General features: G+C 69.8%; 12 protein-coding genes. 8 read left to right on the top strand and 4 right to left on the bottom strand.

The annotated features are described in order from the left end of the window. Window positions 1-131 precede the first annotated feature (131 nt). From ACFJIT_RS15630 to ACFJIT_RS15615, 4 genes are all read left to right on the top strand, one after another. Window positions 132-1,115, top strand: a complete 984-nt coding sequence (locus ACFJIT_RS15630; RefSeq protein ID WP_130516108.1) for an AI-2E family transporter — start codon at window positions 132-134, stop codon at window positions 1,113-1,115. A 175-nt stretch (window positions 1,116-1,290) separates the two neighbouring features. Beyond that, window positions 1,291-1,776, top strand: coding sequence for a hypothetical protein (locus ACFJIT_RS15625; protein WP_379654179.1), 486 nt, complete (start codon window positions 1,291-1,293; stop codon window positions 1,774-1,776). Window positions 1,777-1,780: 4 nt separating this feature from the next. Beyond that, window positions 1,781-2,269 carry a hypothetical protein gene (locus tag ACFJIT_RS15620; RefSeq protein WP_379654178.1) on the top strand — a complete coding sequence of 163 codons (489 nt, stop codon included), beginning with the start codon at window positions 1,781-1,783 and terminating at the stop codon, window positions 2,267-2,269. Between the two features lie 584 nt (window positions 2,270-2,853). Beyond that, on the top strand, window positions 2,854-3,174 hold the full coding sequence (locus tag ACFJIT_RS15615) for a hypothetical protein (RefSeq protein ID WP_379654177.1): 321 nt from the start codon (window positions 2,854-2,856) through the stop codon (window positions 3,172-3,174). Here ACFJIT_RS15615 and ACFJIT_RS15610 read toward each other — a convergent pair. Continuing rightward, the gene (locus tag ACFJIT_RS15610) at window positions 3,171-4,133 is read right to left on the bottom strand and encodes an AraC family transcriptional regulator N-terminal domain-containing protein (protein ID WP_379654176.1); all 963 of its coding nucleotides are present in this window, start codon (window positions 4,131-4,133) and stop codon (window positions 3,171-3,173) included. The genes ACFJIT_RS15615 and ACFJIT_RS15610 overlap by 4 nt on opposite strands. A gap of 91 nt (window positions 4,134-4,224) precedes the next feature. Between ACFJIT_RS15610 and ACFJIT_RS15605 the strand changes: the two genes are divergently transcribed. Next, complete coding sequence (locus ACFJIT_RS15605) at window positions 4,225-5,058, top strand: oxidoreductase (protein WP_379654175.1); 834 nt, start codon at window positions 4,225-4,227, stop codon at window positions 5,056-5,058. Window positions 5,059-5,340: 282 nt separating this feature from the next. Here the strand turns inward: ACFJIT_RS15605 and ACFJIT_RS15600 are convergent, their stop codons facing one another. Continuing rightward, entirely contained in the window at window positions 5,341-6,048 is a 708-nt protein-coding gene (locus ACFJIT_RS15600) for an outer membrane protein (protein ID WP_379654174.1), read from the bottom strand. Window positions 6,049-6,648: 600 nt separating this feature from the next. On the opposite strand from ACFJIT_RS15600, the gene ACFJIT_RS15595 reads away from it, so the two are divergent. Together ACFJIT_RS15595 and ACFJIT_RS15590 are read left to right on the top strand one after the other, a co-directional pair. Then, complete coding sequence (locus ACFJIT_RS15595) at window positions 6,649-7,635, top strand: alpha/beta hydrolase (protein ID WP_379654173.1); 987 nt, start codon at window positions 6,649-6,651, stop codon at window positions 7,633-7,635. A gap of 43 nt (window positions 7,636-7,678) precedes the next feature. Next, the gene (locus tag ACFJIT_RS15590) at window positions 7,679-9,166 is read left to right on the top strand and encodes an OprO/OprP family phosphate-selective porin (RefSeq protein ID WP_379654172.1); all 1,488 of its coding nucleotides are present in this window, start codon (window positions 7,679-7,681) and stop codon (window positions 9,164-9,166) included. 10 nt (window positions 9,167-9,176) lie between these two features. Here the strand turns inward: ACFJIT_RS15590 and ACFJIT_RS15585 are convergent, their stop codons facing one another. After that, entirely contained in the window at window positions 9,177-10,268 is a 1,092-nt protein-coding gene (locus ACFJIT_RS15585; RefSeq protein ID WP_379654171.1) for an HDOD domain-containing protein, read from the bottom strand. A 164-nt stretch (window positions 10,269-10,432) separates the two neighbouring features. Beyond that, window positions 10,433-11,032, bottom strand: a complete 600-nt coding sequence (locus ACFJIT_RS15580; RefSeq protein ID WP_379654170.1) for a nitroreductase family protein — start codon at window positions 11,030-11,032, stop codon at window positions 10,433-10,435. A 343-nt stretch (window positions 11,033-11,375) separates the two neighbouring features. Here ACFJIT_RS15580 and ACFJIT_RS15575 point away from each other — a divergent pair, with 343 nt between their 5' ends. Continuing rightward, window positions 11,376-13,544, top strand: coding sequence for a diguanylate cyclase domain-containing protein (locus tag ACFJIT_RS15575; protein WP_379654169.1), 2,169 nt, complete (start codon window positions 11,376-11,378; stop codon window positions 13,542-13,544). The last annotated feature ends 26 nt before the right edge of the window (window positions 13,545-13,570 follow it).

The following is a 13,570-nucleotide window of genomic DNA, read 5'->3' as shown; positions in this document are numbered from 1 at the left end:
GCGCCTTCGCTTCGTTTCGACCCGGGTTGCGGCTACTGTCTGCGCACTTGCCTACCTGGATGTCCTGGATGACCGCCACCCCTGTGCCTTCTTCCCCGCTGCGGCCCTTCGCGGCGCGCGTGCTGGTCGTGCTGGCGATCGGCGCGCTGGCGCTGCTGGCCTGGCAGCTGTCCGAGCTGCTGCTGATCATGTTCGGCGCGGTGGTGGTGGCCGTGCTGCTGCACGGGCTGACCCTGCTGGTGCGGCGCTGGATCCGGGTGCCCGACTGGGCCGCGCTGGGCCTGGTGGTCACCGTGCTGGTGGTGGTGCTGGCCGGGATCTTCACCCTGTTCGGCACCGAGGTGGCCGGGCAGATTGACACCTTCCGCGAGACCCTGCCGGCGGCCTGGAACAAGTTCCACGCCTGGCTGCAGGCCAGCCCGCTGGGCCCGCAGCTGGAGCGCCTGCCCGAGCAGCTGCGCCAGGGCGCCTCGACCCTGGCCGCGCACGCCGGTGCCTTCGTCATGTCGGCCGGACGCGGGGTGACCGACGCGGTGCTGATGGTGGTCGGCGGGCTATACCTGGCCGCGCAGCCGGACCTCTACCGCCGCGGCGTGCTGCGCCTGCTGCCGCTGGACCAGCGCCCGGTCGCCGACGAGGCCCTGAGCAGCAGCGGCAAGGCCCTGCGCGCCTGGCTGGGCGGCCAGCTGCTGGCGATGGCGGTGATCGGCACGCTGACCGGCCTGGGCCTGTGGGCGCTGGGCGTGCCGGTGGCGCTGGGCATCGGCCTGTTGACCGCGCTGCTGGACTTCATTCCCATCGTCGGCCCGGTGCTGGCGGCGATCCCGGCCATCCTGCTCGGTTTCACCGTCTCGCCGGAGGTGGCGTTGGGCACGCTGGCGCTGTTCGTGGTGCTGCAGCAGCTCGAAGGCCATGTGCTGCAGCCGCTGATCCAGGCGCGCGCGGTGGACCTGCCGCCGGCGCTGCTGCTGTTCTCGCTGTTCGGCATCGGTGCCCTGTTCGGGCCGATGGGCGTGGTCCTGGCCGCGCCGATGACGGTGGTGCTGTACGTGCTGGTCAAGCAGCTCTATGTGCGCCATGCGCTTGGCGATACCGAAGTCGATCCCCAGGCCTGAACCGCCCCTGCGCGCGGCGGGCGTGTTCGCCGGCCGCGCAACGGAAAACCAACCCGCGGCCCCGGGCGATGGCGGTAGAGTCTGGCGCGCCGTGCAACGGCGCCTTTCGCACTGACGGCCGACAAGGAGCAGCACTCTGAGCAGGATCGCCATCGTCCGTAGCCTCTGGCTGGCCATGCTGGCCTGCGCGCCGCTGGCCACTGCGCAGCAGGTGCCCGACGACCGCTCCGCCGGCACCCAGGCGACGCAGGACACGCAGGACACGGCCGCGCCGCCGCCCGGCCTGAGCGCCGGCAGCGACGTGCCCACCCTGGGCGAGGTCAAGGCGCTGCCGCCGGAAGAGGGCGAGGTGGTGGATCTCTATCGCTTCCGCAATCCAATCCAGGTCGATCCGAATCCCTTCTCCAAGGCCTATCAGCCGCCGCCGTCGGTCAAGGACATCTCCGAGAGCGGCGGCTATGTGGCCTACGGCCTCTCCAAGCTGGTCGGCGCCGCCGCCAAGGGCCTGCAGGCGATCCCCGGCGTCAAGGGTCAGGTCCACCCCCCGACCGCGCGCCCGCCACCGCTGAGCCTGGAGCAGATGGACCGCGCCGCCCGCGCCTGCGGCGAGGACAGCCAGGGCTGTGCGGACGGCGCTTCGGCCAACGATGTGAGCAGGTGAGCGCATGAGGGCGCCCCGGTGTGCGCGGCTGCTCGCCTACGCCGTGCTGGCGCCAGGCATTGGCGCGACTCCGGCCTTCGCTCAACAGGCATCGCCCCCGCCACCCACAACGCCGCCCACCGCCTTCACCACCCTCGATCGCGTCCAGGCCCTGCGCCCGGACGAGGAGGTGCTGGATCTCTACACCTTCAAGAATCCCGTCACCGTCGAGCCCAATACGTTCGATAAGGTCTACAACCCCGGCATCAGCCCTGAACTGATGGGCAAGGATCCTCGCGACGGCGGCTATGGAGGCTACGTCTACTACGGCATCAACCAAGGCCTGCTGCACACCTGGAAATGCATCAAGCAAGTCACCGGCATGCGCCCCTACGAGCATCCCGCCACTGCTCGCCCGCCGCCGTTGAGCCTGGAGCAGATGGACCGCGCTGCCCGCACCTGCGGCGATGAGCGGCAGGGCTGCACTGACAACGCCGCTGCCGGCGTCGAGTGATTGAGCGGTGGCCGATGCATCGGCGTGTCTCGCCGTTCGCACGATGCCCGATTTGCTCATCGGCTTCCGACCCTGCGCGCGCACAGTGGGTGCTGATGTCATCGGCGCTGCTCACACCGCTGCAGATGGCCGTGACGCACTCCGACTGCTGTTGCTTTAAGGTGGCCCCTGCCGCAGTGGGGTTCTGCGGTTCGGGGAACAGGCAGGATGCTCAAGAAAATGACATTGGTGCTCTGTGCTTGGGCGATCGCTTCGGCCGTCTTCGCCAACACGCCGTGCTCAGGATCCAAGGGCGGCATCAATCACTGCGCTAACGGGCGTTTTGTCTGCAACGACGGCTCGGTCAGCGCGTCCAAACGCATCTGCAGCGGTGGTGAGGGAGTTACGGATGCGTTGTCGCTGACACATCCTGTCCCGGCTTCGTCGGGAGGCTGCTCCTGCAGCACGGCAACGTTCTGCGCCGGCCCGCGCGGTGGACGCTATTGTCTGACGCCCTCTGGCCGCAAGAGCTATATCCCCAGGGACTGACGCCCGAATGCGAAAGTGCATCTCGATGCGAACACGCGAACATCAAGGAAGACGTCATGGGTGAGGTCTATCTGACTGTCATTGTCGGGACGTTGCTGCTAACGCTGTACCTCCTGTATAGCTTGCCGGCGCCCGAGAACACTCCATTGGTGCGGATCATGACGGTGCTTGGGTGTTGCGTGCTTGGATACTGGATGCTGTCCGCCGTCCAGGATTCATTCGAGTTGGGCAGGATCGATTGTGGACGGCGTCTACATCACACCTGCAAACGGGATAAGGATCCTTTTAGCTTCATCGCCGCGCAGAGCTTGCACGTTGGTGTAGCGATCGTGGCCTTTTCGGCGGCCATCCATTCGCTAATCAAGCGCAGTAACTAGTGCGACGAAACATACTCCGCCACCGCCTGCTTCGGCGGCACGGCGAAGCTGTCGCGCATGCGCCGCACTTCGCGCGCGGGGGGCAGGCCGAACAGGCGCTTGAACTCGCGGTTGAACTGCGAGGGGCTCTCGTAGCCGACCGCGTGGCAGGCTGCGGCGGCGGTCATGCCTTCGCGCACCATCAGCAGGCGCGCCTGGTGCAGGCGCGTGGACTTGAGGTATTGCATGGGCGAGGTGCAGGTGACGGCCTTGAAGTGGCTATGGAAGGACGGTGCGCTCATGCCGGCTTCCTCGGCCAGCTGCGCGACGGTCAGCGGCTGCGCGTAGGCCGCATGCAGATGCCGCAGCGCCTTGCCGATCCGGCCGAAGCGGCCCTGCATCGCCAGCGCCGCGCGCAGCGTGGGACCCTGCGGTCCGGTGAGGAGGCGGTAATACAGCTCGCGCAGCTGCTGCGGGCCAAGGATGGCCGCCTCCATCGGCGCGGCCAGCGCCAGCAGCAGGCGCTGCACGGCCTGGTGCAGCGGCGGATCGATCGGGCTGGACAGCAGGCTCTGCGGCGCGGCGGTGCGGGGCGGGCCGCCGTGGCGGTCGATCTCCAGCATCAGCTCGGCGGCGAGCGGGAAGTCCAGGTGCAGGTACAGCGCCAGCAGCGGCGCCTGCGCGGTGGCGTCGGTCTCCATGGTGAAGGGCACCGGCACCGAGACGGCCAGGTACTGGTGCGCGTCGTAGACATAGGTGCGCCGGCCGAAGTAGCCGCGCTTGCGGCCCTGGCAGACGATGACGATGCCGGGGTCGTACAGCACCGGCGTGCGCGCCAGCGGCCGGTCCGAGCGCAGCAGGCGCACGCTCTCCAGCGCGGTCAGCGTATAGCCCTCGTGCGGTGCCAGCGCCTGCACCAGCGGCGCCAGCGGCAGCAGCCCGGCGCCGGTCGCATCCGGCGGTGATGAAGAGTCGTTCATAGGAATAGGCAAGGATCGGAGGCGGATTGGCCTTCGAAGGCGGGTTGCGGATTTCTATTGTGCACTCCTCTCGCACAACCGGAGTCCGTCCATGTCCACCTCCAAACAGCTGCTCATCACCGGTGTCAGCAGCGGCTTCGGCCGCGCGCTCGCCCAGGAGGCGCTGGCCGCCGGCCATCGCGTGGTCGGCACGGTGCGCAGCGCGCAGGCGGCCGACGCGTTCGAAGCCCTGGCCCCGGGCCGCGCCATCGCCCGCGTGTTGGACGTCACCGACACCGCCGCGATCGCGCCGGTCGTCGAGGGCATCGAGGCCGAGCTCGGCGCGATCGATGTGCTGGTCAACAACGCCGGCTATGGCCACGAAGGCGTGCTGGAGGAATCGTCGCTGGAGGAGCTGCGGCGGCAGTTCGAGGTCAACGTGTTCGGCGCCGTGGCGGTGATCCAGGCGGTCCTGCCGCACATGCGCGCACGCCGCGCCGGCCACATCCTCAACATCACCTCTATGGGCGGCTTCATCACCCTGCCGGGCATCGCCTACTACTGCGGCAGCAAGTTCGCGCTGGAGGGCATCGGCGAGGTGCTGGGCAAGGAGGTGGCCGACCTGGGCATCCGCGTGACCTCGGTGGCGCCGGGCTCGTTCCGCACCGACTGGGCCGGACGCTCGATGGTGCGCACGCCGCGCAGCATCGGCGACTACGACGCGCTGTTCGATCCCATCCGCCAGCGGCGGCAGGAGGTCAGCGGCAAACAGCTGGGCGACCCGCGCAAGGCCGCGCGGGCCATGCTGGCGGTCATCGATGCGCCGGCGCCGCCCGCGCATCTGCTGCTGGGCAGCGACGCCCTGCGGCTGGTGCGCGAGAAGCTGAAGGCGCTGGAGGCCGAGCTGGCGCAGTGGGAAGCGCTGACGGTCTCGACCGACGGCTGAAAGCGGTGCGCCCCAAGCGCTAACCCAAGTTCGTCGCCGGAGCCAGAACCCAGGTCATTGGCGCCGTGGCCAGGGGCTGCGGAAGAATCCCGATGTCGGCGACCCGATGCGATCGTCCTTGGCGCTCCCACCACGCTGCTGCGCGCGTGCGAGGTCGCGCCGTGCTGCCCTGGTCACGCCCAAGCCCAGCAGACACTTATCTAAGAGTATTCATCAGTAAGCCCCATCGCAGGCGGCTTCGACGCCCGCGATGGGGGTGGTTCAATGCGCTGCGGAAGGGACCTAGAACGCGTACTCCGCCGTCAGGCCCAGCAGGGCGGTCGAGCGCTTGGGACCATCGAAGCGGATGCCGGTGACCGGGTCGCGCACCTCGCCGGCCTTGGCCCGGAAGTAATCGTAGTGCAGGCCGACGCTGAAGTTCTGCGTGGCGTTCCAGCCGGTACCGATGCCGGCGTAGTAGCTGTTGCGACCGCTGTCGCCGCCGCTCTTCAGGCCCAGGTTCTGGCCGACGGAGTTGTAGTAGTCGATGTTGTTGTCCGAGGCGCGGAAGTAGCCGCCGCGCGCGCCGATGTACCACTGCGGGGTCACGTTGAAGCGTGCGTTGCCGCCCACGTGCCAGCCGCGCAGGGCGTTCTCGCTGTCGCGCTGGTTGACCTCGTCGCTGTTGAACGCGTTGGAGACCTTGAGGTTGCCGAGGTCGGCGTAACCGCCTTCCACGCCGAGGCCCCACTGCGGGCCGACCTTCCAGCGGTAGCCCACGCTGCCGTCATAGCCGGTGCGGCGGCCATGGCGGCCTTCGAACACGTTGAAGTCGCCGCTGCCGAAGCGACCCGCGGTGCCTCCGTCGGTGCGGCCGACGCTGCCCGAGACGAACCAGTTGCCCTGGCCGACCTGCAGGTCCGGGCGATAGGTATCGCCGCCGGTTTGCGCAAACGCGGACGGGGCGATGAGGGCTGCGCTGATGGCCGCAGGGAGGAAAATCTTCTTCATACAAATGACCTTTCGACTGGGGGGCGAGCGTGGTGATGTCCACAGGGATCGCCGGTTTCAGAACCGTCGCTGGCGCGGATGCGCCGTGTGCGACACAAACCAGTAGGAGGCTTCGCATCTGAAGCGCATCCAAACCTTCACGTTTGCCTCAGACGGATTTAACGCGTGGGTTCAAGCGGGAGTTATGCGGGTGAGAAGCATGCGAAGAAGCGTCCTGTATGTAAGACCTTTCACCAGCGGTTGCGGCCAGGGCAGACCGTCGCCGGTACTCAGCACTCATGGGCGAGGCATGAAGCGCGACACGCACGACGGATCCCGATATCCAGGACGTTGAGGCTGTCCTGTCCGCGCACGATCTCGCGATATCGCAAGGCCTCCATGACACCCGCTCCTGGCGCAGCGACGACCTCGACCCCCACAGCTGTCGACAGAGCGTCGTGCGGGCAGGACCGGTCGCCCGGGACACCGCTAGCACCAAGGCATTAGCTCCAATGGGCTATCTGCCGCGTCGTCGCGCTGGTCTATAACGCCGCACCGGCTCTTCGCGTCTGTCTTCGATGTCAGGCGCGCAGGGCACGACAGCCTTGGGAGGGGTGGACGATGCGACGATTGATGCATGCGATGCGCGGGTGCATGGCCTGCCTGCTGCTGGCGACGATGCCGGCATGGGCGCAGACCGGCGAGACGGCGACACAGACCCTGGCGCTCTGGCCCGAAGGCAGCCTGCCGCAGGTGGTCAAGGGCCCGGAGAAGATCGGCAAGCAGGGCAGCGCCACCGGTTCGGTGAGCCAGGTCTCCAACCCGCGCATCGAGATCTATCGCGCCGCGCATCCCAACGGCACCGCGGCGCTAATCGTGGGCGGTGGCGGTTATTTCCGCATCCAGGTCGGCACCGCGGCGCGGCCGATGGCGCAGTGGCTGGCCTCGATCGGCGTGACCAGCGCGGTGCTGTACTACCGACTGCCGGCCGACGGCTGGAAGGCCGAGGCGCCCTTCCAGGATGCGCAGCGGGCGATGCGGCTGATGCGCCAGCATGCGGCGCAGTGGGGCTTCGATGCGGACAGGATCGGCATCATCGGCTCCTCGGCCGGTGCCAACCTGAGCGGCATCATCGCCACGCGCTGGGACTACGATTTCTATCCGCGCGTGGACGCGGCCGATGCGCTGTCCGCGCGTCCGGCCTTCTTAGGCATGCTGTATCCGGTGGTGTCGATGAAGCCGCCGCTGGACAAGACCCGCAGCGCGCGCGAGCTGTCCACCCAGGCCGACTATCGCACCGCGTATTCGGTCGAGGACCACGTGCGCCCCGATATGCCGCCGGTGTTCCTGGCCCAGGCGGTGGACGACCCCATCGTCGATGTCGGCCACAGCCTGCTGATGTACCAGACCGCGCTGAAGGCCAAGGTGCCGGTGGAACTGCACATCTTCGAACGCGGCGGCCACAGCTGGGGGCTGGGCAAGCCGGGCACCGAACCGGCGCAGTGGCCGCGCCTGTTCGCCACCTGGGCGCGCATGCATGGCTTCATGCAGACGGCCGGCGCGTCCGGCGCCGATCCTGCTGCGTCCGGCGCCGCCGACGGCGAATGACACCCGCGGCCCGCGGGCCGCACCTCTACGGGGAATCCTCACCATGAAGCACGTCCGACACGCCGCGCTGGCCGCGGCGATCGCCAGCGCCTTGTCCGCGCTCAGCGCCCCGGCGCTGGCCGACAGCGCCACCGAGGCGCAGCTGCGCAAGATGATCGAGCTGCAGGCGCAGCAGATCGCGCAGCAGCAGCAACAGCTCAGCGCCATGAACGCACGCCTGTCGGCGCTGGAAGGCGGCAAGCCGGGCGCGGCGGTGGCCGGCACGTCGGCCGATCCCACCCAGGCCCAGGTCGCCGCGGCGGTGGCCGACACGCGCAGCGACGACGAGCTGGCCATCCTCAAGGCCCAGGTCGCGCAGATGTCGGTCGCCGGTGGCGGCGCCAAGAGCGACGGCAACGTCAGCTGGAGCGACGGCGGTCCGGAGTTCAAGAGCGCCGATGGCCGCTTCAGCTTCCATCCGCGTGGACGCGTGCTGATGGACTTCACCAGCACGCACGGCTCGCGCTTCGACGCGCGCAACGTCACCGGCACCGACATGGCCAGCGGCCGCCTCGGCGCCGAGGGCGAGGCCGGCCCGCTGGGCTACAAGATCGAGGCCGACTTCGCCGGCAACGAAGTGACCATGAAGGACGTCTACCTGTCCTGGGACACCAAGCTGGGCGGGCTGCCGGCCGAGGTCTACGTGGGCAGCAAGCTCAAGGACCGCAGCATCGACGGCGCCACCGGCGGCACCACCACGCCCTTCATGGAGCGCAACGCGGTCGGCTCGGTGGGCGGCATGCAGAGCGGCTTCTTCGGCCTGGGCGTGACGACCAAGCTCTACGGCAGCAACTGGCACGCCAGCCTGGCGGTGACCGGCGACGACATCGGCGGCGACAGCAGCGCCAGCGACACCATCGCCTACACCGCGCGCGCGCACTGGAATCCGATCAAGACCAGCGCCGGCTTCCTGCATGTGGGCGGCTGGTACTGGTACGAGGACCTGGGCAAGGACATCACCAGCATCAACAAGACCTCGCGCGTGGCGCTGGGCTGGAACGGCCAGGTCGCCATCTCCGCCAGTTCGATCGGCGGGGTGACCGACGACCACGCCTGGGGCGCGGAGCTGGGCGGTACCTGGCGCAGCGGCTGGGCCTTCGCCGAGACCACGGTGCGCACCATCAATTCTTCCACCGAGGCCTCGCGCGAGCAGAAGGCCAGCAGCTACTACGCTGGCTGGCTGCTGACCGGCGAGAAGCCGGGCTTCTCCTCGCGTTCGGGCGTGTGGACCACCACCAAGGTGCTGCGTCCGGTGACCGAGGGCGGCTGGGGCGCGTTCGAGGTGCTGGCGCGCTACGACGACTACGACTTCACCGACGCCGCGCGCGGCGGGGAAGGGCAGGCCTTCACCTTCGGCGTCAACTGGTATCTGACCAGCTTCGCGCGGCTGATGCTCAATGTCGTGCACTGGCGCACCGACAACAAGGTCGGCAGCTACCAGGGGCCGGACTCGGGCAATACGGTCGGCGTGCGCGCGCAGGTCTCGTTCTGAGCCGAGGCCTTCAGTCGGTCGGGGCTTCGGCGCGCAGGCGCGTCCACAGGCGTGCGTTGGCCTGAGTGTCGGGTTCGAGCGCGGCCAGCTGGACCAGGGCGTCGGCGTCGCTCAGCTGGTCCAGGCGCGCCAGCGCGGCCAGCACGGCGGCCAGGCGGCCGTAGCGCAGGGCGATGCCCAGCGGCGTGGCCGGGGCCTGGCCATCGCGCTGCGGGCGCTGCTCCATCAGCGCCTCGGCCATCGGCACCGGCAGGTCCCAGCCGGCGGTGACGGTGCGGGCGGTGGCGATGGTATGGCGGTCCAGCAGGGTCGCGGCCACCGCGAGCTCCGGCGCGGCGCCGTCGTGGCGGGCGTAGGTCTCCTGCAGCACACGCAGCACCACCACCGCGCCCAGGCCCTGCAGCAGGCCCAGCAGCTGCGCGGACAGCGCGTCCTCGCCGCGCCCGTGGCGCGCGGCGTGGTCGGCCGCGGCGGTGGCCGCGTGCAGGGCGTAGCCCCAGATCGCGGCGGGGAGCTGGGCGAACATGCCGCCCTCCAGGCTCAGCACCGGCTGCATCAGGGCGGTCGCGGCGATGCGGCGGATGCCGTCGGTGCCGATCAGCGCCACGCCGCGTTCCAGCGTATCCACCGGCGGCGCGCCGGCGGCGCGGTACAGCGCGCTGTTGGCGATGCGCAGCAGGCTGGTCGCCAGGGCCGGGTCCTGGGCGATGATCGCGGCGATGGCGCGGCCGTCGGCGGCCGGGTCGTTGACCGCGCGCATCAGCTGCGGCAGCAGGTTGGGGCGGCGCGGCATGTACTGCGGCTGCAGGTCCAGGCAGTCCAGGATCGAGTCGGCCTGGTGCAGCACCTGCGCCTGGAGGCCCTCGATGGGCTGGGTCGCGTCGGCCAGGTCCGGCCGGTGCATGGTCGCCGCGTACAGCCTGCGCATCAGTGGGTGCAGGCGCGGGACCTCGGCCGGCGTCGAAGGCGGCGGCGCCTGCTCGGCCGCGGGCGTGGCCGCGACCACGGCGAGGGTCTGGCCGGGTCGACGACGCCGTGCCGCCCACCACACGCCAACGACGAGCAGCAGCACGAGACCCAGCAGCAGCGGCGCAAGTGTCATGGCGTTCGCCTGACGCAGAAGTTAGAGCTGCGTCACTATCCGTTGCCTTGCCGGTGCCGGCAAGGGCTCGAGCAGCGTCGGCGCAAACGACCGCGCCCCCGCAGGGGGCCTGCGGGGGCGCGGTGTTGGATCGCCTCGACCGGAGGCCGGCCGGGCGTAGGGGCTCAGCCGAAGACGCGGAAGCGCTGGGCGTCGTCGATGAAGTCCTTGTCGCCGATCTCGGCCTCGTGCGAGCCGAACGGCATCTGCGCGCGCAGCTTCCAGCTGGCCGGCAGGTTCCACTCGGCCGCCGCGGCGGCGTCGGGCAGCGGGTTGTAGTGCTGCAGGCTGGCGCCCACGCCGACGGTGGCCAGCGCCGTCCACACCGCCAGCTGGGCCATGCCGCTGGATTGCTCGGACCACACCGGGAAGTTGTCGGCGTACAGGGCGAACTTCTCCTGCAGGCCCTTGACCACGTCCTGGTCCTCGTAGAACAGGATGGTGCCGGCCCCGGCCGCGAAGCTGGCCAGCTTCTTCTCGGTCGCGTCGAAGGCATCGGCCGGCACGATCTTCTTCAGCTCCTGGCGGACCAGGTCCCAGAACTTGTCGTTCTGCGCGCCGTAGAGGATGACCACGCGCGAGCTCTGCGAGTTGAACGAGGACGGCGCGTGCTTGACCGCCTCCTGGATCAGCGCGGTGAGCTCTTCGCGCGAGACGGGCAGCGACTTGCCGAGGGCGTACTGGGTGCGACGCGTCTTGTGCGCGTCGAGGAAGGCGTTGGTCATGGCGGCAGGGCCTAAGGTGAGAATCCAGCGGCCAGCCTAAACAGCCCCAAGGCGGGCAGACAGCCCACTGCGCGACAAAGTCCGTTGCCGATGCTGCAACAGCACATCGCCCTTGGCGCCCAGGCCGCGTCGCTGCTGCGTCCGCAGGTGGGCCGATGTGCCTGCTGTGCGGGCGTGTCTGTACGGACGTTCAGGCAGGCCGGCGCCCGCCGTCCCTGCGCTCACTCCGGCATGCGCCCGGCGCAGGCAGGCTGCCCCGGCTTGTGCTCCGAGCCGGGCGCGCTGGCCCGATAATTCCTTTCAGGCCGGCGCCGCGCCGGACGGTCTTCCACGAGACGTTCGCATGTCCGCACCCGCCGATCCTGCCAAGCCGACGCCCCCGCACGAACCCGATCGACTGGCCGCCTTGCGCGCGCTGCAGGTGCTGGACACCCCGGCCGAGCCGATGTTCGACGATCTGGCCTGGCTGGCCGCCTGCCTGTGCCAGGCGCCGATCGCGCTGGTCAGCCTGGTCGATGAAGAGCGGCAGTGGTTCAAGGCGCGCGTCGGCCTGGGCCTGCCGCAGACGCCCCGGCACATGGCGCTGTGCGCGCACGCGCTGGAGCACGGCGGGCTGCTGGAAGTGTCCGACCTGAGCGCCGATGCGCGCTTCGTGGACAATCCGCTGGTGCTGGGCGAGCCGCACATGCGCTTCTACGCCGGCGCGCCGCTGGTGGGCAGCGGCGGCCATGTCTACGGCGCGCTGTGCGTCATCGACACGGTGCCGCGCCAGCTCACCGAGGCCCAGCGCGAGGGCCTGCTGCGGCTGGCCACGCGCACCACCGGCGCGCTGGAGACGCGCAGCGTGCTGCACCACGCCGAGGCGCGCGAGCGGACCCTCGAGCGCCTGCTCGAGTCCATGCCCGATGCGGTGGTCACCTGCGACGCGCAGGGCCAGCTGGGCCAGTTCAATCGCCAGGCGCGCGCCTGGCACGGCCTGGACCCGGCCAAGGTGCCGCAGGCGCAGTGGGCCCGGCATTTCGACCTGTTCCAGGCCGACGGCAGGACGCCGTTGAGCACCGACCAGATCCCGCTGGTGCGCGCGCTGTCGGGCGAACACGTGCAGGAGGCCGAGATCGTGATCCTGGCCGCCGGCCAGCCCTCGCGCTCGGTGCTGTGCAACGGCGATCCGCTGCGCGCGCCCGACGGCTCGCTGCTGGGCGCGGTGGTGGTGATGCACGACATCACCCGGCTGCGCGCCTCGCAGGAGGCGGCGCTGGTGGAAGGCCAGCGCTTCCGCGAGGCGTTCTCCGCCGCCGCGCAGGGCATGGCGCTGGTGTCGCTGGAAGGCCAGTGGCTGGACGTCAACGACGCGGTGTGCGCGATCTTCGGCTACACGCGCGATGAGCTGATGCGGCTGGACTTCCAGCGGCTGACCCATCCGCAGGACCTGGATGTCGATCTGGACCTGCTGGACGAACTGCTGCGTGGCGAGCGCACCAGCTACCAGCTGGACAAGCGTTACTTCCACCGGGACGGCCACCTGCTCCACGCCCACCTGTCGGTGTCGCTGATCCGCGACGCGCACGGCGCGCCGCTGCACCTGGTCTCGCAGATCCAGGACTTCACCCAGCAGCGTCAGGCCGAATCCGCGCTGCGCGAAAGCGAGCAGCGCCTGCGCACCATCACCGACAACGTGCCGGCGCTGGTGGCGCGGGTGGGCCAGGATCTGCGCTACGAGTTCGTCAACAGCCATTACGCGCACTGGCTGGGGCGGCCGCCCGGCGATGTCATCGGCCGGCACATGGCCGAGGTGCTCGCCCCCGAGCACTTCGCCAGCCTCCTGCCGCACGCCGATGTCGCACTGGCCGGGCAGACGGCCGAGTTCGACCTGGACGTGGTCGACCGCCACGGCGAGCTGCGCCATATGCACGCCATCTACGTGCCGGACACGACCCCGCGGGCACCCGGCGATGCGCGCCGTGCCGGCTTCCTGCTGACCGTGCACGACGTCACCGCCCAGACCCGGCTTTCGCGCATGCTGCAGGAGCGCGCGCTGACCGACCCGCTCACCGGCCTGCCCAACCGCCTGGCCTGGATGGTCGAGCTGGACATCGCCCTGGCCCGTGCGCGCACCACCGGCGAGCCGCTGGCGGTGCTGTTCATCGACCTGGACGGCTTCAAGCCGATCAACGACACCTACGGCCACGAGACCGGCGATGCGGTGCTGTGCGGCTTCGGCGAGCGCCTGCGCCAGACGCTGCGCCCGGAGGACTTCGTCGCCCGCCTGGCCGGCGATGAATTCGTGGTGCTGCTGCACCACGTGCACGATGCCTCGGACCCGGAAGCGGTGGTGCGCAAGCTGGAGTACGCCATGCGCACGCCGCTGCTGGCCAATGCGCACGCGCTGCAGGTGACGCCGAGCATCGGCGTGTCGGTGCAGTACGGGCCGCATTACGACATCGCGGCGCTGATGCGCGAGGCCGACGTGGCCATGTACCAGGTCAAGCGCGCGCACGCCGCGCGGGCCTGACCCTCATGCGGGCTCATCGCGCAAGT

This window comes from Pseudoxanthomonas sp. UC19_8 (assembly GCF_042700505.1).
GTDB classification, from domain to species: Bacteria; Pseudomonadota; Gammaproteobacteria; order Xanthomonadales; family Xanthomonadaceae; genus Pseudoxanthomonas_A; species Pseudoxanthomonas_A winnipegensis.
Note: the sequence above shows the minus strand (reverse complement) of the source record. Positions and strands in the feature narration are given on the sequence as shown.